The following is an 18,992-nucleotide window of genomic DNA, read 5'->3' as shown; positions in this document are numbered from 1 at the left end:
ACAAGGTGAGTCCGGAAAGTTACTCTCAGAAATGAATTAGGGTATCTCACGGCACAGTGAGAACGAGGCAGTAGAATTCGGATTTTAATCCTATGCGCCATGAATTTAATTCATCAGGATGAGAATAGTGAAACCCATCCTGATTCAAACTCCGCCATCGACCGGCACCTAGGTAAAGACAAGCAGTAGTGCCATTAACAGTGGTTTGGGAAGAGTTCTATTAAGCTGTTCTGGGACTGATCCGCCGCTAAAGCCGATCCAATGCAGTAAACCGACTTCAGCGCCAGGCAGAGGCGGAAAGTAGTCGCCTGCGCTTGAAGTCGGACTTTTACGAACGAACAAAAAATAATATATAGATCTCAGTGCCAGCTGTGAATAACATCCAGTGTACACACTGTAACTACAATGACTCACACTTACGATATAACCCCGCTTACTTAAAGCGATTTACCGTCATAGTTAAAGATTTAGGCCAGACTACACTTACAGTCGTAGCCAGGCAAAAGTAATGGGACTGTTATTCTATAGCAACCACCCTAGCTGTCTTTTTTACTCACCATTTACTGTCACACCATATACGATCCCCGTGCGCTATATTCATATCTGCCAGCACTTTATCGAAAACACTATTAATTTTAATCTAGTGGAGAGCTACTGATATGCTCGAACGGAAAACTGTCGAAGAGGTATTCAACGCTCTCCGTACCGACCCACAACCATTTTTAGAGCGCGTTGCGGACAATGTGCACTGGGTTATAAAGGGTACCCATGCTATGGCTGGTGAATATACCTCCAAGAGAGAATTGGTCGAGCGTGCCTTTCATGGAATTGGCAAGGTACTCCAAGGAGGTAAGGTAATGATGGAGGTCAAGCGAATACTAATCGACGGGGACTATGCGGTGGTTGAAATGGAAAGCACCTGCATCGCATTGAATGGTAGAAGATACAACAATACCTACTGTTGGATTGTTAAATTTGAGAATGGCTTAATTACTGAAGGCACTGCCTATGTGGATTCTGCACTGGTACAGCAGGTCTTGGATGAAAACTCTTAACCCAATTTTTTATTGCCGAAAAACTTGCATTGGCTTCAGACTGTATAAAAATTATCTGTACAAAGCCCGGTAACAATACTTGCTACCGGGCCCACTGATCAGTAAAGAGCCGCATATTTACGGCCCCAGATTTTAAGTCGCCACTATCGCCACTATCGCCACTATCGCCACTATTAGTTAGTTTTGGTAATCGATAGTCATATCAAAATTACCCTCTACACATTTAGCGTAATCGCCTTGATTCAGTGCGGAGTAGGCGGTTTGATAGTTCACCAACTGACAGGCAAAACTCTCATTATTGGGATTGTCGGCAGACCAACCCCAATCCTTATCCCAATAGATACTCAGGGAGGCAGCACCACCGGTCTCAAACTGACCCATATTGGCACACCCCAACTCTTCATCCGCAGGAATATTCACGCCCAAATAGCCGGTGAAACTTTTGTAGTAGTCCATGCGATTCTGAGAGCGAGCATCCTCTGAACCCTTACTACACTCGATAGCACCGTTCACAATATTGGTAGTGACACCAAAACCTGAACTCAGGTTATTGGCCCGGTCAACACTATTGGGCTCCCAGGTCCCATCAACCACATGCAACATGCTCGGCTTGGGCGGCTGTGGATACACGAAGAAGAAAATAGCGCTCGCCAGGTTCAACCAGGTATCCGCAACCAGTTCCGGATTTTCCAGCAGTGTATAAATATCACCGTACATAGCCTGGGAGAAAGGCCCGTAGTTATAGTTCCAGCTCAACTGCTTTGCACCGCGGCCAAAATAACTCTTGTAACCGCCATCGGCATTGATGGCACAGGGCCATACATCCGCCGCCCAGCTGCTGCTGGATTCACAGGCGCCATAACCACCGGAGGTTTCCTCGGTCCAACCAATCTCACGAATCCAGTAGAGCCCCTGACGCCATTCCGGCTCATCCCAGGCCGCCGCATGGGCACCGGTTTCCTGGCCAAAATGGGCAAACATTACTGCCAGCGCTTTACGGCAAATAGCATCGGAATTGCGACCATCGGTGTAGTCACCGCAAAAAGCCGGGAACTTGGCCACTGCGCGCAGGAAATTGGTGTAAGTGTATGCATCGGCCCGCAGGGGGAACAAATAGTCCCAGGTATCCTCAGAAATAATACTCTCAACACGCTGAACATTTGTCGGGTTGGCACTGCGACCGGGTTGAACCGCTTCCACAATCGCGTTGTCTCGGGTCTCAACAGTATTTTTCACTTCTTGCAGAAGCGAATCAGTGGTACGGGCACTCTCCTCCGCCTTCAGTTCACTCAAGCCCATGACATGACCACTTGCGGAGGCACAACCCGTTTGATTGATGCTTACCTCTGCAACGTCACTGGCCGCAGAGGAATCGGTAGCCGTCAGCTGGAAGGTGTAGGTCACATTGCTGTAAACCTCAGACAATACCGCCTGAGTGGAGCTACCCACGTAGTTTGAGAGCTTGATGGAAGGGCCACCTGTCTGGCTCCAGATATAGCTCATACCACTACCACCGGTAGTATCAGAACCATCCAGAGTAATGCTGCCAGTACAGCCCACACTATTGGCAGAAGCGGAGATCACCGCATTCACTGCACCACCTGAGTTGCTATTATCATTGGCGTCATCACCGTTACCAGCGTCAATGGCGAGGTTTTGCACTGTAACCTGCGCCTCCTCACTGGTTTCACCATCGCTGACAATCAGACTAAAAACAAAGTTCACATCATAGGTTGTGGCCGGCAGAGTCACAGAAGTCATGGCGCTTGTCGCTGAGGCGATATCCGCTTTAGGAGCGCTCGGTGAGAGCTGTGCCCAGCTATAACTGAGCGCGCTATCACCGCCGGAAGCACTAGCGCTGAGCTGCACCGTACCACCACCAGTCACTTGCGTTTGTGAAGTAGACAGGTTGAGAGAGATCGGAGTATTGCCAGTATCACCGCTGTTACCAGTATCTCCTCCACTATTACCGCCGTTATTACCGCCAGAGTCTCCGCCGTTTTCGCTTCCATTGTTGTTATCGTTAACGCTACATCCATCGGCCTCTTTGCGAACCCAAGGTGAATCCCAAGTATTTTCCGCTGTCAGTGCATCAGAGGGTAAGTCACTACCATTTGCCCACCATTGAGCAACAAAAATATCGCCGGCATAGCAAACTTCACTACCCTTGCGATAGCTTTGCCCGGATTGGTAAGCGGCTACGTCACTGGAGCTATCACTACCGGAATTATCTGAACCAGCAGAATTTCCGGAATCAGAATTGTCGTTGTCATTGTGATTATCGGAATGATCACTGTCACTACTATCATCAGAGGCGTCACAGACTCCCGTTTCTTGCACGATCCAGGGGGAATCCCAGGTGTTCTGCGCAGTCAGGGCCTCAGCTGGACGCTGTTCTGCAGTAGCCCACCACTGCGCTTTAAAAAGATCGCCGCCATAGCAAACTTGGCTACCTCCCCGGTAATGCTGGCCTTCCACATAGTCTTCTGCGGGCTGATCGGCTGCCACAGCCTGGGCACCAATGATCAATGCCGAAGCAATCGCTGTACGAATAAAAAGGTGGCTCATAGAGTCTCCACTATTCATTTTAAGGGTTCTTTTCAAAAATGGATGTATGCAAGGAGGTAGTGCAGCACGCTAGTGTTATTACAAGAAGTGCGGGCTAAGATTTTATCGTTAAACTCTATAGTGGGTTTTCAATTTCTAATTATGTGGTCAGAATTTATAAACCATCTGACTTTAGCCCCAGGCATTTAGAGGAATAATATTCCCATCCAATTAGACTCTTATTTCGGCACAGATAAACTGAGCCATATGATACCTTCAACAAATACTTAAAATTTTTCTGCGCTTTATAGCCAAAACCCCATACATACACTGCAAATTCGATAGAACCTTCTCAGAATGGTTCCCACCATAAAAAACAATTCTTTACAAAACAGCCACCTCAAAACACACATAAAGTACTAGGAAGCGGAAGCAAATAGGAAGGCTATTCCAAAGCATATCGAAAACACCTCTGCCTAGATTCAACTCAGCCTATCTTAAATAGAAATTTAATTTTTAATAAAACAGACAAATCAATACACAAAAAGCACATAAATATCATTCCATAGATAATCTTTTGCATATTTCTTCCATATTTATATATTTCAGGCTGTCGGCAAATGTAAAAAAACTAAACGAGCCAATGTCATTCTCCAGAGCAATTTCTCTCGTACTTCCAACAATCCAGCTTAACAGCCCTCCTTTTCCCTATGAGTGGGCTAGAGCCTCAATAGAAAATCTCTGGTAAAACTATCAATTCCCATTCAGCCTCAACTCCAGCTTTACAATTGAATCGGCTATCGAACTTATCCCTTCAACCTGCAGCCCAGCTTGAGCCTCATCCGAATTACCCTTAAAGGACAACCAGGATTACCTAGCAACTGTTTCCCCACCATATGACAAAATAGAAAAAAACATTAAAAAAACACAGAGAAAAAAACTAATAGATCAAAGAGCAAGATATTGGTGCTAATCGCACTCAAGGCAATAAGTCATAATGCCAGGCTTAGCATCGATACCCCCCGTAATTAGAGCAACCTCTGATGACTCTGAGATTAGCAATCATTAAAATAAAGCAACATTAAGAAACTTATTTGGAATCTAATCGATATAAAGATAAAGACACGAGCCAATAAGGCATCGGACGTATCACAACTTCTATTTCTCTTCCAGTCTCTACCCACTAAGTAATGAAGGGTTGCCAGCGGGGGCAGTCAAAACTAGGATACAACTTCAAGTTAGCTTGAGGTAAATACAGATGAGTGGTCAACAGGATATAGATATTCGCGAAGTCGCGAAGCGCAGTGGGCTTCCCTCCTCTACCCTTAGATATTATGAGGAGAAGGGTCTGATCCAATCTATCAGTAGACGAGGTATTGCCAGAGTCTTCCATATCAGTGTGCTGGAGCAGCTCTCTCTAATAGCTCTGGCACGCTATGCGGGCTTCTCTCTCGATGAGATCGCTAGTATGTTTACATACAACGGAAAACCCAATATTGATCGGGAGCAATTGCTCGAAAAGGCCGATGCAGTGGATAAGAATATCCGCCGCCTGGAAGCTATGCGCGATGGTTTGAGGCATGTGGCAAATTGCCCAGAGGACAATCAGCTGGAGTGTTCAAACTTCCAAAACCTTGTGAAAAGAGCAATGAAATTACAGCAAGAGCCTATTGATGACTCTACCGAAACGACTCAGAACAAGCTAAGTCACAGCCAATAATCTGTTGTTCTCTTAAAGATGCCACCCCACTAACCTGTTGAGAAGCTTGTAAACAGTTAAAGATTTGATAGAGAGCTAAATGAATCACTACATATTGTGATACCTATAAATGCACCTTCCAAAGAAATCAATACTGGCAGCCCAAGATCTTATTGAGGATGCCGCCAGTTCTGAAAACAAGAAAAGCAATCTACAAATAAAACGATTAATGACCGGTACATTTAAAAAAGTCATGAAGGTATCGATTCACAGCCACCCATTTTGTACTTTACCAACCAGATACTTCCCTTGAGAGCTGTACTATCGTTGTGATAAGGAAAACAACAGCTTGCTATTATGAAGGTACTGATTGTCGGTGCGGGACCAACTGGTCTTACTCTTGCCGTGGAATTAGCACGCCGGAATATATTTGCCAGGATTATAGATAAACGTGATAGTGCCTCTACTCTGAGTAGGGCCGTTGGTATTACCTCTAAAAGTTTAGAGCTACTATCACACTCAGGTGTATCTAAAAGGCTGATTGAAGAGGGGGTGCCCATTCAAAATGCTTGTATCTATCAAGATAACCACCTTGCTTTGACCTTGCCGCTGCATTCAAGTACCTCTTATTTTCCTACCATATTGGGGTTACCCCAAGACCGCACCGAAACAATCTTAGCGGAGTCTCTGGCCTCCATGGGTGTGGAAGTCGAGTATAAACTCGCACTCAATGAGCTTCATGAGGAAGCGCAATCCGTTACAGCTCAATTATCCAGTGGAGAGGAGAGTAGCTTCGATCTTATTATCGGCGCAGATGGTGTTCGCAGCGCAGTTCGACAAAGTGCCAATATCCCCTATCCCGGATTTGATTTAAACGAAGACTGGTCAATCGCCGATGTGGAACTGGATGATTGGCCTCATCCACAAATGTTCACCCTCACGCAGACCAAGCCGGGAATAGTGGCAGTTTCAGTCCCCATCGGTAAAAATCGCTATCGCTTTGTTAGTAATTGCGAAAAGGTTTTGGAAGTTTTTCCGCTGCCGCTAAGAATTCACAAGGTGAGGCGGGAAGGGGTCTTCAAGATATCTATCCGTCAGGCACAGAGCTACTCCAAGGGCAGAATACATCTAGCCGGTGATGCTGCACATTGTCACTCCCCAGTTGGCGGACGAGGTATGAATTTGGGTATCGCCGATGCAGCCGAGCTAGCCAAATGTATTGCAGAAGGCCAGCTAGGTGGTTATTCGGCGCTACGCCGTCGGGAAGATAAGAAGGTTATAGATATCACAGAGCGAGGAAGAAAAATTGTCACTTCACAATCATTTCTCACCAGGCTCGAATTTTCTGCCTTATTAGCCGCGGCCAATCATCTACCATTTGTTCAAAGAAGGCTCAGTAGGTTTGTGGTTGAGTTTTAAGGAGAGCAATAATCCCGCGCGGCCCTCTTTACTAGGCCACACTAAACTCTGTCATCATGCCAGAGTCCTCGTGCTCCAGAACATGGCAATGCACCATGTAGGGCATATCCGGCATCGCCTCCAGAGGAAAACGTACATAGATTTCTGCACTACCGGCATTGGATATAGGCACCGTATCCTTCCAGCCACGCATATAGGCCGGCGGCGTAGCATCGTTAAATTTAACCAGCCGAAACTGGCAACCGTGAATATGGACCGGGTGTAGCATAGTGTCTTTGCCCTCAGAAATTCGCCAGTGCAAGTCTGTATTAATGGGGGCCTTGAACCCAGGTTCAGTGAATGAAAATGAAACACCATTAACCGCATTAGCGGTCAATTGTGCTTTCAAAGGCAACGCCGGCGCTTCAGTGATGAGTTTGAGCACCCTAGCTACCACAGCAGGGTCCGTTTTTCCCGAGGCTACCATTTTTTCCAGCCCGCTCGCATCAATAAGCTTGTCCGCGATCTGCCAGCGATTCATCTGCATTACCAACTTCTGGCTGATCGGCGGCAGCTTAGCCGGTATTTCAGGCATTGATACCAGCCGCTCAGGCAAAAAACCCCGCCCCTCCTCATTAGTGGGGACCACACTGAGAAACACTACAGGCCCATCGAATGGGGGCAACCGCATCACCTGTTGGGGCACTGGTAGAGTTATAAAATCAAAGGGCTGGCCATTGCGAGCGTCCACCATTACCTCGTAACGCTCCCCGGCAGCTATGGGTAATTCTTTAACCTCTACGGGTTCCGGTAAAAATCCACCGTCTGTTGCAATCACATAGATGGGCCGCTGATCACTAGTGGAGAGTCGGTAGTTACGAGCGTTTGATCCGTCCAGAATCCTGAAGCGCACCCATCCTCTTGGGGGATTAACCACCGGGTTGACCACACCATTGGTAAGCAAGATATCCCCGCAATAGCCCGCTGCAACCGTAATTTCATTAAAGCGATGAAAGAAGCTGCCGTCTTTGTTAAAGCGCCTATCTTGGATAATCACAGGGATATCATCCACCCCCCAACGCTTCGGCAGAGGCAAGGCATCACTATTTTCATCATCAATGATAATCAGCCCTGCCAGCCCCTTAAGTACCAACTCGGCAGTGGTGGGATAGAGATGCGGATGAAACCAAAGTGTCGCCGCCTGCTGGATAATCGGTAACTTTGCAGTCCATGTATGACCCGGCTTGATGGGCATATAGGGACCACCATCGGCATGACCCGGCACAATCAGGCCATGCCAGTGTGCAGTTACATTCTGGGTCAATTGATTATGTACGTTAGCCGTTACCGTTTCACCCTTGCGCAAGCGCAAAGCCGGGCCTAAAAAGGGGCCATTAAAGCCATAGGTCGGCGTTATTACTCCCTTGAGAAATACTTTCTCCGCTGGCTTGGCTACTAGATTGATTTTTCCGGCTGAGTCCGCCCTCAACTCCGGAGGAATTGGCAGCACAGGCCTTGTAGAGGAATCCCTGGTACCATTGGTTTGCGCCCTCATATTAGAACTAGCCAATAGAGATGCCGCCAAGGTACCAAGACAGAAATCTCGACGTGATAAACGAGACAAGAAGAATCCCTCCTCATAATCTTAACGTTAAAATCTGGTAATATTCTGGCGGCTTAAACCTCTCGCTAACTACACACCTCTAATAAGCCCCAAAGCAGCATAGACTGCGGTGGCATCAGCAATAAATGGTTACAAGAGTTGGGGTTAGGTGGCCTTACGTTTATCTATATTTATATGCCAACAGCATTACTGTCATTTGAGATACAGGCTGTACTCTTATTTTTCCTCAGCACAGCAATATCCACATCTAGAAGCCAATGCATATTAAAACCGCTGGCTTTATCATTTAACCGAAAAAAGCTGGGTTGACACAATCAAAAGCATGGTCTCTCAACAGCGCCTCAATATAATAAATCCGCCAGTGTACATATAGAAATAGACACTCAACAAATCTAAGAAAATATTCCTATACAGTTAACTCAAATAATCAATAAAGCGCCTAAAACTATAAAACAATCCGTAGAATAAATTGCCAAATTTTTTTCAGACCTTCACTCTAGGCATATGCAGAATCACAAAAAAAGCAACATACGCCAAACCCATACTTTTTTCTCATAATTTCAACACTTATTTCCCATGGCGGATAATCTGACACCTATAGATACTTTTATGAGAAGATTTACTTAGAAGGCAGACCAATCGCAACGCTAGATGGAACACTCTCCTACAAGCGGGGCTCCCTCTAAATTCACGAAGGAGATCATTTCAACCTTATTTTCCACTTAAAGAATCCAAAAAATAATTAGATCTCAATATAGACCTGCCATTTATTTCAGACTCATGCAGTAAAGGAGTCACACATGAAGCCATATTGCAACTTATTCACAGGGATAATTACATTTATTAGCATTGCAGCCTTTGCCGCAGGGAATCATAACTCTCAGGATCACTTACAAACAGATTTCAACTCCAGCAGCGATCAACCAGAAAAAAATAACAATAACTTCAGGGCGAGCATTCAAAATGGCAATAAGAATATTGTGAATACCCAGCAAAATGAAGAAACACTTGGAAGCAGCATACAACCCATTCAAATAGGCAACTTAAATCAGGCAAATATTTTTCAGTCAGGAACCATAACCTCATCCATTATTAATCGCCAACTTGGCAGTAAAAATATTTTATCTATCACCCAGACTAACAGCATCAACAGCAACATCTTCATTAATCAACAGGGCAACCAAAACTATTCAAACACAAACCAAATTTCTGGAGACAAAAATAGAGTCATCAATACTCAGATAGGAGGTTCAAATTATTTCATTACCAAACAAGAAGGGAGCATATCCAGTACTATAAAAGTACATCAAGAAGGCAATGTTCAGCATGCCGCTGTAGAGGAAAGCAAATCTAGCTTTTTCAACACTGTTTCAGTTATTCAGCTGAATCTAAAAAACTCAGCAACTATTAATTTAATTGCAACAAATAATAGCAGCATTGATATATTTCAAGAGGAAAGCAAAAATCACATAGGAATATTGCAGCGCTTGTCTACTAGAAATAGTGTGCAAATTCGACAATTGGGAACTTCTGATATTGCTTTGATCAGCCAAACCGGTAGCTCTGACAACACTATCGTCTTACGCCAGAGTGGAGACCGCGTACTTGACATTCCAGGCCAGGAGTCCACTGAAAACGGCAAAGACATACAACTAACCAATTCCAACAATCAAGTAATTGTCAATCAGAAAGGTACTGAGTTAAGCAGCATTAACTCCAATCAGTTTGGCTTAGCTAACCAACTAACCATTAACCAGAGCGCTCTAAACATTAACACTTCTAATGAACAACAAGGCAATAAAAATGTTACAGGAATTGATCAAGCTGGAGAGAACCTCACCATCCTTACTCGCCAGATTGGCAATGAAAATCAGTCAACCTTTCATCAAACGGGAAGTGACTTAAACATAATTACCAAGCAACTTGGCGATAGAAATAGCCTTTCAATTATTCAGAAAAGTAATTTTAGCGCTATTGAAAGTGTCCAGATTGGAAATGGGAACCGACAAAAAATAGTGCAAAGTAACTCTAGTAGCCGGGCCTCTTTGCATCAAGTAGGGCAAGGTAATACTAGTCAGGTATATCAATGATGGCTAGCTATTACTGATCACTTAAATCTCTACTTTGTATCAACTATTCCCTGTCTTACTTATTTTAGGCTAACAAATAGGCAAGGCTTGAGATTTTGCACTCATTCGAATTGTTCTTTAGAACTAGTCGCTGTGTAGTGGTCCCCTAAACCCGGACACCAATTTAGGTGGTAAAGTTGCCATCGAAAATAGATGGTTTTCAATGAGTAGACAACGTCGATCCTTTTCTCCCGAATTTAAATTAGATTCTGCCCGCTTGGTTGTAGGTCAAGGCTATTCAATTGCTGAAGCAGCCCGGTCGCTGGATGTTGGTACAACGGCTATCCGCCGTTGGATGTGGCAACTAGAGGCAGATCGGAGTAGAAGGCTACCGCTCTTTTAATGTCCGACGAGATGAATCGTACGCACTGATAGACCGATTGAGTGAGCAGGAGCCCGTGGAACTGGTCTGCAAAGCGATTGAAATACCGCGATCATGCTACTACGAATACAGGATAAAGAAGAACTCCGTTGATGTTCCCAGAATAAAGCTCCGCTCCAAAGTCATTGAAGTCTTCGAACGCAGCCGTAGCTATGCAAGAAGTCGTACAGTCGTACAGTCGTACAGTCGTACAGTCGTACAGTCGTACAGTCGTACAGTCGTACAGTCGTACAGTCGTACAGTCGTACAGTCGTACAGTCGTACAGTCGTACAGTCGTAAGTTTGCTTTAAGAGCAAGGGATATCAACCGGACGCTTTAAAGTCCGAAGACTAATGTGTGAGGCCGACTTAGTGTGTACACAACTTGGTCCTCATAAGCATAAGAGAGCAATAGTCGAGCACTCAGATATACCGAATGAACTTGATCGCCAGTTTAATGTTGAGAAACCCAATCAATTTTGGTGTGTGACATTACCTATATCTGGGCCGGTTCAAGCTGGTGTTACCTGGCTACCATTATAGATTTACACGCTCGCCGTATCGTTGGATGGGCCCTCTCAGGGAAACCAGATGCACACTAACGATAAAGGCACTGGAAATGACCTGGGAGCAGCGAGGAAAGCCTAATGGGGTTATGTTCCACTCAGATCAAGGCAGTCAGTATACCAGCCATCAGTTCTGCCAACGGCTATGGCGCTACTGAATGACCCAGAACATGAGTCGACGTGGAAATTGCTTGGATAATGCACCAATGGAAAGACTGTGCCGGAGTCTGAAAAGTGAATGGATAACCTCTCTCGGTTACAAGTAAGCTGAGACATCAGCCATTACTTTGATGACTTACTACAACTGGGAGCGTCCCCACCAACACAATGACGGATTACTGCCTGCAAAAGCGGAGGAAAAACTTAACTTACTGTCCGGAAATAGTTGACCACTACAGCCCAACCTGTTAAAGGCCTATAGCACGCTCGTAGGGACTCATAAATAAGCTTTTCAGTTTAAAAATCCCCTAAATACAATGCCCTCACTCTATGTGGCACTTACAGCAGAGATTTTGGGTGCTCAACCTATAGGTAAAAAATAATGTCACGACAACAAGAGATAAATGCCCACTGTAAAGAATGCATCTATGACAAACTTTCTTTAGGGTCATGGCGCCAGCAAGTAGAAAACTGCACTTTCAATCAGTGTTCCTTATACACTTTTAGGCCCAAGATCCGTGGAAAGAAACTCCCAGAGACAATTGCTACAGTTACGGAGCACTTAAGAACACCTATCCTTCAACACTAATTGCGTAACTAAAAACCATACGTAATCAAACTATCACTTCCTACTTATACCTGCCCCTTAGTAAGCCTCTATCAGCTTAATTGCGTTACAGTTTTCCATACCTTTTCAAGTCTATTTGTAATTACCTACCGAAATGCCTGGGTAGACCGCATGGCAGTTGACACTGCAAAGGTGAGTGGGGAACACAGAGAGCAGGCTATTGATGACCTGCTGAACAACGTAGAGAAGTTTATGAGCGCTGGCAGTACCATTGTATCCACCGTGGACGCCTCAGGAGCCACTGTCAGCCGTCCGACTGGATATGTCCAGTAGCCGCTTAAGATAAGTTGAAGATGCCTGTAGAGCCTGTGAGGGGCTTTGCAGGCATTTTTTTTCTGTGAAATCTGTTCCAAAATCTCACGCTCAGTGATAGCCTGTAGCTATTGGTATGAGATTATTAATAATTATTAGCGGTTGGGTTAAAGGGAAACAATGAGTAGGAAGTTTTATGCATTGGTGTGTATCGCAACATTGGGGACTGTATTCGGTGGGTTGATACTTAATTACCTAATAAAAAAGTTTGATTTGAGTATTATTGCAACTACTTTCAAAGTGGTTAGCCTCCCGTTTGTATGGTTTTGGGATTTCCTTGTAGGCAGTCAGTCAATACCTGGAGTGGTATTATTATTTTTGATCTTCTTAGCAGCTGTGGGGTGTTGGGGAATATTTATCAGGCTTAAGGTAAGCGGAGCCCCCTGGTTTCATTCTTACTGTGAAGACACCTTTTATGGTGCAACATGGCGTTGGTTGTGGGATGGGGATCGGATACGTAACTTAGTAAGTTTCTGCCCCACCTGCGAAGGCCAGTTAGTTTGTTACACTCACATCTACTCTAGGGGGCTCAGGGATGAGTATATATCTAAGTTTAAGTGTGAAAATTGTGGGGATAGAGTGGTCGCCGAAATACCTGGTACTATGACTAAAGCTACGGGAGTCATAAAAAGGGAGATTGGGAGGCAGACCAGAGTTAGAGCTAGGGAAATGGAAGAAAACTCGTAGGTAGTATGAGGCGGACCACAATGAAAATCCTTTTTATAATTTCAACTTTCTTATTAACTTTGGCTCCAGTAAAAGTATATTCTAAAGGTGAGATTCCGCCTCAACTTATTGGTTATACTCAGCAGTATTACTGGGGGCTAAAGATGGCCGGAAATATAGGTACTCTATGGAGAGCTGAGGCGCTTCTTAAAGACTGTGGTAGGGACAAGCTAGTGGAAACCCTGGTAGCCAAATCGGGCTTTCCAAATAGGAAGCGTATATCCGCCTACCTTTCTGAGAAGGGTCTTCATGCTTCAAAACTAAATGTTGATGCCTCAATTACCTTATTGCTCGGCTGGAAGTATGAGTTTGTCTCAGGCTTTCAAGACGCTCTTGTATTAGAGAAAGCTGAGCCTAATGGCGCTGCCAGAATATGTCTAATTGGTAAGGAATTGGCGATTGAGGCACTGAGTAAATAGTAATTCAATCTGGGTTGATTTACCTCTTCTATCCTGTAGGCGTTGGTCAAACATAAGCGTATCTTCCTACACCAATTTCACTCCTTCCACCCTACTCAAAATACTCTGAAATCCGCATGGTTGCTGCTTAAAACTCGTTGAAAATGCCTGTAGAGCTTGTGGAGGGGGCTTTGCAGGCATTTTTTTCTGTGTTGAGCTATTTGTTTATTTCTATTTTTTGAAGTAGTTCAACTTTGTTTGCTACCGTTTCAATAACTTTCCATGCAAATCTTACGTCCACCGAATTCTCGGCCATATCCAAAAGCCTACCTAGAGGGCCAAACAAAGAACTGTCGTGCTCTCTCTCGGAATGTTGTTGTGCCCAATACGATTTGCTTTCGTTATATCTACTTTTGCTGGTTTCCAAAGAAAATAAAGTCCCAATAAAGGTTGCTATATGATGAGGCTCTATAAATCTGGAGATATTCTCAATATCATCATTGATAAGGCGCATTACTAGCTTATTAACCGGGCAGCTTCCTTGTAAAATCTCCCAGTAAAGGTCCTTCTCTTTGCTCCTCAAAACTAGAAATACTATTATCACCTCAATAGGAGCTAAATTTGTATTGGGAGAAGATCTAATTATTAACGCTAACCGACTCACTAATCTATTTATGTCCCTGAGGGTAAGGTCGTACTGAACACTTAACCACCCCAAAATACTACATACGTAATCTAAATTAGTACTCCAAACCTTGCTAGAGAGGAGCTTGGTAAGATCGCTTTTAAGGCAGGCAACCTTAACATACTCGTTTTTCATGGGTGTGTGGAGTTGATACTCAATATCAAAAAATCTGTCTAGGTAAGTATGTCCATCAAAATCACCCCCATAAACTCCTTTGATACTTTTTCCAAGCTGCTCTCGATTTACCGCAACGATAAACACTACATTTTTTAAGTCAAATAGATGCTTTATTCTTTCCAGCAACTCTAGTGCAAAAGTCGGCCTACAGCGATCTAGCTCATCAATGAAAATAATAAGGTTTTTCTGGCCATCTGGTAAGGTGGATATAATCTCTTGAAGGCCCTCTTTAAAAAGCTTCAAGGCACTTTTCTGCGCTTGGAACTGATCTACTAATGTTCCTGTACCACCGCTTACGGCGTCAGCAATCGCTTTTTCATATTCTTTGCTCAAGTCGAGGGCTCCAAATGTTGCAAGCTTGGATAAAATAGAAACCCCTCCCTTGATTATTGCGGGGGTTAGCTTCTTTAATTTTTCCCACGCTTCCTTCACTTTCGGTAACTGACTCTCCTTAGCTATCCAACTCTCAAAGCTTGACAACAATGGCAGTAGGGGATCTTCTGCAAAATCATTTTCCCAGGCATTTAGATGTAGGCAGATTTTTGAGTCCGTTTTTTCCTTTAAATATTTCTGCCACAAATCAATAAATGTTGTTTTACCCCCTCCCCATGGGCTATCAATCGCTAAAACAAGTGGTGCTTCAACAGATTCCAGAATTGGAGTAAGGTTTTCTATTTCCTCACACCGTTTAAGCCGGTCACTATCAGGGCGCCAGTTTTCATTAGCTATATCTAATTCCTTTATACGGAATGGGAAGCTGATCGTTTCTTGTTCAACTACGTCAGACTCGCTCATAGAGATCCTTCTTACTTAACAATGCCCTTACTTGTGTGGAGAAGGATTCTGTTCCTGAGCGAGAGTAGCGTCAAGCTCCCGGGAAATCGTATAAGCCTCATTGCGTAAATTTCCACTCCTTCCACCCCCCTCTCCAAATGCTCTGAAACCCGTATGGTTACTGGGCTTGGAGTTTTGTTGCCCTAAGGCAATATTTTTTTCTTTTCGCCGATTCGTCGGGGTTTTGTTTTTTAAGGTTATAGGGGGCACTTTAAAGGGCTTATAAGGATCTTTAAGTAACCACCACTACCAACAACCTAAAGAAAGAATATTTAAAGCTCTGAAAGGGTATCCCTGGAAGGGAGGGCTTTCCTATGAACTAAAAAGGTAATTCTAATGTATCATCAGGAGACATAGCCTTTGATGGCACTCCGTGAATACATCTATGCAAAAATCTTAACCATGGCTTCAACGAAAGACCTCCAAGACAAGCTTAAGAAACGCTCTGAAGAAATTTTCAAAGATGGCCCTGACTTTGATGAACCACAATATACTGGTGATCCATCTAAGATTTTTGATGAAGACGATACGCCCAAAAACAAGAACGATAACTTCAAGCACTCTTCATAGGTGTTACGGCTTAGGTATCTCTCTCCAACAAGCAGCCAATGCTGTAAAGTCCAGAAAAGGATAGTCCATCTTTACAAGCTCATTATATAGTTGCTTAGGAGTGTAGCGTTCGGGAGCATAGTGGATAGTTGCTGTACTGAACTCACCTTCTTGGTGACCAACCATATTCAGCACATGAGTTTCACTAGCATCACTAACTAGTGAGTTACGAATGAAGTTACGACGGAATGTATGGAAAGATTTATTCTCTGCCTTAAAGCCTTCTAGATGGCGATCCCTGTACTGCTCATTGAACCACTTACTAAGGCGTGCATGTGGTCTTTGCCTTACTGATGGGGCTGGAATACCGGGTAACAGTAGCCCTGAGCGGTGAGTCTCATTCCACACATTAGGCAAACCTTTCAGATAATCCTTGAAACCCAGTTCATCCAATCTAGGGTGGACCGGGACTTTTCTTATAGCAGCCTTAGACTTGACCGCCTTTCCCTCCTCATCATTGATGCTGAAGTAAGTAATACCATCCTGCTCCCTTACATCCTCGGCTCTAAGCTGTGCTATCTCACCACATCTTGCACCAGTAAATAGCGCTATCATCAACGCCCAAAAATGCGACTGCCGTACAGACCGCTTCCAGTATGAACTACCAGAAACAAATAACGGTGACTTGAAGATACGCTCCAAGTCCTCCTGCGAGTAAGCTGGCATCTTTGGAGTATCCCTTTGTACCGTAATGCCTTTAAAGGGATTCTTACTGATGCACTCAAACCTTACCCCATACTCAAAAATTTGAGAGACATAGAGCAGGCGCTCCCCAACCGTGGTAGCAGACATCCTCTTACCAAACTCTGCATCACCAGATAAAACCGCTTCAGGTGTAAGGTCGGGATATTTTTTCCTGTTACTCGGACCTCTCAGCAGCACATCCCTAAAATGCATTGCATCCTTTACCTTGAAAGCATTTAAAGAAATATCCCCGAACACCCACATGAAATCCTCTGCGGCCAAACGAAGCGCATCATAGGCTCCCTGTCCCAGTGGATTAGCTATAGTTTCGGCCTTTTTGTTATCCACACAGCCTTGATACAGCTCTGAGAATTTCGGTAAGGCCTTCAGGCCTCCTATGTTGCTCAAGGGCTTCTATTGTTAACTGGGCTCCGAGTAAATCCGCTAAATCATCTTCAACTTCATCGGGTGTAGACAAGCCAGAAACAAGGCGTTGTTGAGCCCTCAATAACTGTCTCTGCAACCTCCCTATCCGCGCCTGAAGTGCCGTAGCCGTTCTTTCAGGTCTTACACCGCTACTAAGAAACTCTTCCTCGGTCTCCACTAAATCCAATTCAACCTGAGGACCACTCTCAACACTCCCCCCTAAATGCTCCGCTAAAAGCTGCTTTGCATCATAGCTATGTAGAGCGTACCCCCCTTCACTAAAGAACTCATCCAGCCAATCATCCCGAAATTTTATTGCCTGCTCGTAGGCATTACGTTTTATCAGTTCGTAGTCCATACCCAACCAGTGCCATTGCTTGACCTTCCTTGCTAGATATAACGCTCTCTTAGAAGCCTTATCTCTTTCAACTGTATGTAAGGAGAAGCGCAAGAACCGCGATGAATTAGGGAGGCGTAGATTGAAGTAAAGGTGGGGGCTATCCGGGCGCTTCAACAGGTGCATGAGTGTGTACCAATTGTGTGCCAGCGGAGTATCAGACATAAAAAAAGGAGGCCTAAGCCTCCTTTTAACTCTTTGATTTGACTGAGGTTTTCTCTCAGTTTCATGTATGGTGCCCAGGGCGGGACTTGAACCCGCACGAGCATAGCTCACTACCCCCTCAAGATAGCGTGTCTACCAATTCCACCACCTGGGCAAAAATCTTTACTGCTGTTCCTCTGAATCAGTTTCCTGATTTACAGCTGGCTCTTGCGAATCGCTGCTTTCAGTCGGAGCCTGAGGAACATCACCGGCTTCCAGACCTGATTCAAGTTGCGGGATATCGCTTTCGATTTCTGGCAACTCGTTGGCCGGTCCAACTTGCTCAACTGCAGCAGGTATTTGCGGCAGATTTGCATCGACATCGGCATCTGCGTTTTGGCGAGCCAGAAAGGCCAGCCCCAAACTGGTGACGAAGAATACAGTAGCAAGAATTGCTGTCAAGCGGGAAAAGAAATTTCCGCCACCCTGACTACCAAAAACTGTCTGAGATGCACCTGCACCAAAGGAGGCACCGGCCTCGGCACCCTTACCTTGCTGCAATAAAATCAGGCCGATAATACCCAATGCAACCAGAACGTGTATACCTAAAACAATTTCTTCCATTTTCTGGAAACTCTCTACCGGGGTTGTGCTAACCCGTTTTTAGTATTCCCTAATCCGCTCGCTGAATATTATTCAGCAGCGCGACAAATTGCGGCGAACTCTTTCGCATCAAGCGAAGCGCCACCCACAAGGGCGCCGTCAATATCAGCCTGCGCAAACAGGGCGCTGGCATTAGCGGATTTTACACTACCGCCATATAAAATCTGTACATGCTCACCGACATTACCGAGCTCACCCCGAATAAATTGGTGAACGTCCTGCGCCTCTTCAGGCGTTGCAGTTTTACCTGTGCCTATTGCCCAAACAGGTTCATAAGCCACAACTGAATGCTTCCAGGTATCACTTTCGATGATGTCGCTAACAGCTTTAAGCTGGTTTGCGATCACCTCGAGAGTACGCTCCTGCTCACGCTCTTGCAGGGTTTCCCCGACACAAAGGATCGGGATCAAACCAGCCTCCTGGGCAGCCACAAACTTCTTGGCTACCAGCTCGCTTGTCTCCCCATAGAGACTGCGACGCTCGGAGTGCCCAACAATGACATAACGAGCATTCCAGTCGAGTAGCATTTCAGCGGATATTTCACCGGTATACGCGCCACTGGATTCCTGACTGAGGTTTTGCGCACCAACACTAAAGCGCTCCCTATCTTCTGCTACCTGGGACACCAGGGGAATATAAGGAAATGGCGGGCAAACAACCACGTGAGCGGCAATAGCCTGCAAGTCGAAGTCAGAAAAAAAACGTTCGGCAAAGGCTTTATTGCCGTTCATTTTCCAGTTAGCTGCTACCAGCGGTATTCGCATGTGTGCT

At 45.0% G+C, this 18,992-nt stretch carries 16 protein-coding genes, 1 tRNA gene and 1 pseudogene; 10 read left to right on the top strand and 8 right to left on the bottom strand.

The window, feature by feature from the left end:
* Positions 1 to 659: 659 nt before the first annotated feature.
* The gene (locus ACJJIC_RS07005; protein ID WP_444910401.1) at positions 660 to 1,055 is read left to right on the top strand and encodes a nuclear transport factor 2 family protein; all 396 of its coding nucleotides are present in this window, start codon (positions 660 to 662) and stop codon (positions 1,053 to 1,055) included.
* A 177-nt stretch (positions 1,056 to 1,232) separates the two neighbouring features.
* Here ACJJIC_RS07005 and ACJJIC_RS07000 read toward each other — a convergent pair whose 3' ends face one another.
* Complete coding sequence (locus ACJJIC_RS07000) at positions 1,233 to 3,623, bottom strand: chitinase (RefSeq protein WP_444910402.1); 2,391 nt, start codon at positions 3,621 to 3,623, stop codon at positions 1,233 to 1,235.
* A gap of 1,237 nt (positions 3,624 to 4,860) precedes the next feature.
* Here ACJJIC_RS07000 and ACJJIC_RS06995 point away from each other — a divergent pair.
* Positions 4,861 to 5,322 carry a helix-turn-helix domain-containing protein gene (locus ACJJIC_RS06995; RefSeq protein ID WP_444910403.1) on the top strand — a complete coding sequence of 154 codons (462 nt, stop codon included), beginning with the start codon at positions 4,861 to 4,863 and terminating at the stop codon, positions 5,320 to 5,322.
* A gap of 336 nt (positions 5,323 to 5,658) precedes the next feature.
* Positions 5,659 to 6,720: an FAD-dependent oxidoreductase gene (locus ACJJIC_RS06990; protein ID WP_445356669.1), complete on the top strand. Its 1,062-nt coding sequence runs from the start codon at positions 5,659 to 5,661 to the stop codon at positions 6,718 to 6,720.
* Positions 6,721 to 6,751: 31 nt separating this feature from the next.
* Here ACJJIC_RS06990 and cueO read toward each other — a convergent pair whose 3' ends face one another.
* Complete coding sequence (cueO, locus tag ACJJIC_RS06985) at positions 6,752 to 8,323, bottom strand: multicopper oxidase CueO (RefSeq protein WP_445356668.1); 1,572 nt, start codon at positions 8,321 to 8,323, stop codon at positions 6,752 to 6,754.
* Between the two features lie 800 nt (positions 8,324 to 9,123).
* Here cueO and ACJJIC_RS06980 point away from each other — a divergent pair.
* The 6 genes and pseudogenes from ACJJIC_RS06980 (at position 9,124) to ACJJIC_RS06955 (ending at position 13,623) form a co-directional block, all read left to right on the top strand.
* The gene (locus ACJJIC_RS06980; protein ID WP_445356667.1) at positions 9,124 to 10,413 is read left to right on the top strand and encodes a hypothetical protein; all 1,290 of its coding nucleotides are present in this window, start codon (positions 9,124 to 9,126) and stop codon (positions 10,411 to 10,413) included.
* Positions 10,414 to 10,615: 202 nt separating this feature from the next.
* Positions 10,616 to 10,795, top strand: coding sequence for a transposase (locus tag ACJJIC_RS06975; protein ID WP_445356666.1), 180 nt, complete (start codon positions 10,616 to 10,618; stop codon positions 10,793 to 10,795).
* 295 nt (positions 10,796 to 11,090) lie between these two features.
* Positions 11,091 to 11,768: pseudogene (locus ACJJIC_RS06970) on the top strand (IS3 family transposase); the annotation flags it as partial.
* 509 nt (positions 11,769 to 12,277) lie between these two features.
* The gene (locus tag ACJJIC_RS06965; RefSeq protein ID WP_445356665.1) at positions 12,278 to 12,439 is read left to right on the top strand and encodes a hypothetical protein; all 162 of its coding nucleotides are present in this window, start codon (positions 12,278 to 12,280) and stop codon (positions 12,437 to 12,439) included.
* 159 nt (positions 12,440 to 12,598) lie between these two features.
* Positions 12,599 to 13,165, top strand: coding sequence for a hypothetical protein (locus tag ACJJIC_RS06960; RefSeq protein ID WP_445356664.1), 567 nt, complete (start codon positions 12,599 to 12,601; stop codon positions 13,163 to 13,165).
* A gap of 20 nt (positions 13,166 to 13,185) precedes the next feature.
* Complete coding sequence (locus ACJJIC_RS06955; protein WP_445356663.1) at positions 13,186 to 13,623, top strand: hypothetical protein; 438 nt, start codon at positions 13,186 to 13,188, stop codon at positions 13,621 to 13,623.
* 196 nt (positions 13,624 to 13,819) lie between these two features.
* Here the strand turns inward: ACJJIC_RS06955 and ACJJIC_RS06950 are convergent, their stop codons facing one another.
* Entirely contained in the window at positions 13,820 to 15,259 is a 1,440-nt protein-coding gene (locus ACJJIC_RS06950; RefSeq protein WP_445356662.1) for a KAP family P-loop NTPase fold protein, read from the bottom strand.
* 402 nt (positions 15,260 to 15,661) lie between these two features.
* On the opposite strand from ACJJIC_RS06950, the gene ACJJIC_RS06945 reads away from it, so the two are divergent.
* Positions 15,662 to 15,868 carry a hypothetical protein gene (locus tag ACJJIC_RS06945; RefSeq protein WP_445356661.1) on the top strand — a complete coding sequence of 69 codons (207 nt, stop codon included), beginning with the start codon at positions 15,662 to 15,664 and terminating at the stop codon, positions 15,866 to 15,868.
* A gap of 3 nt (positions 15,869 to 15,871) precedes the next feature.
* Here the strand turns inward: ACJJIC_RS06945 and ACJJIC_RS06940 are convergent, their stop codons facing one another.
* The 5 genes from ACJJIC_RS06940 to tpiA form a co-directional block, all read right to left on the bottom strand.
* Positions 15,872 to 16,939: a tyrosine-type recombinase/integrase gene (locus ACJJIC_RS06940; protein WP_445356660.1), complete on the bottom strand. Its 1,068-nt coding sequence runs from the start codon at positions 16,937 to 16,939 to the stop codon at positions 15,872 to 15,874.
* A complete protein-coding gene (locus ACJJIC_RS06935) occupies positions 16,932 to 17,579 on the bottom strand; it encodes a hypothetical protein (protein WP_444910415.1) in 648 nt (215 codons plus the stop codon). The genes ACJJIC_RS06940 and ACJJIC_RS06935 overlap by 8 nt, the downstream gene beginning before the upstream one ends.
* A gap of 68 nt (positions 17,580 to 17,647) precedes the next feature.
* Positions 17,648 to 17,733 (bottom strand) — tRNA-Leu (locus ACJJIC_RS06930).
* Between the two features lie 8 nt (positions 17,734 to 17,741).
* The gene (secG, locus tag ACJJIC_RS06925; protein ID WP_444910416.1) at positions 17,742 to 18,182 is read right to left on the bottom strand and encodes a preprotein translocase subunit SecG; all 441 of its coding nucleotides are present in this window, start codon (positions 18,180 to 18,182) and stop codon (positions 17,742 to 17,744) included.
* Between the two features lie 68 nt (positions 18,183 to 18,250).
* Complete coding sequence (gene tpiA / locus ACJJIC_RS06920; RefSeq protein WP_444910417.1) at positions 18,251 to 18,985, bottom strand: triose-phosphate isomerase; 735 nt, start codon at positions 18,983 to 18,985, stop codon at positions 18,251 to 18,253.
* Positions 18,986 to 18,992: the final 7 nt, after the last annotated feature.

This window comes from Microbulbifer mixtoriginis (SeqCode) (assembly GCF_052468275.1).
This window is presented reverse-complemented; position numbering and strand designations above follow the sequence as displayed.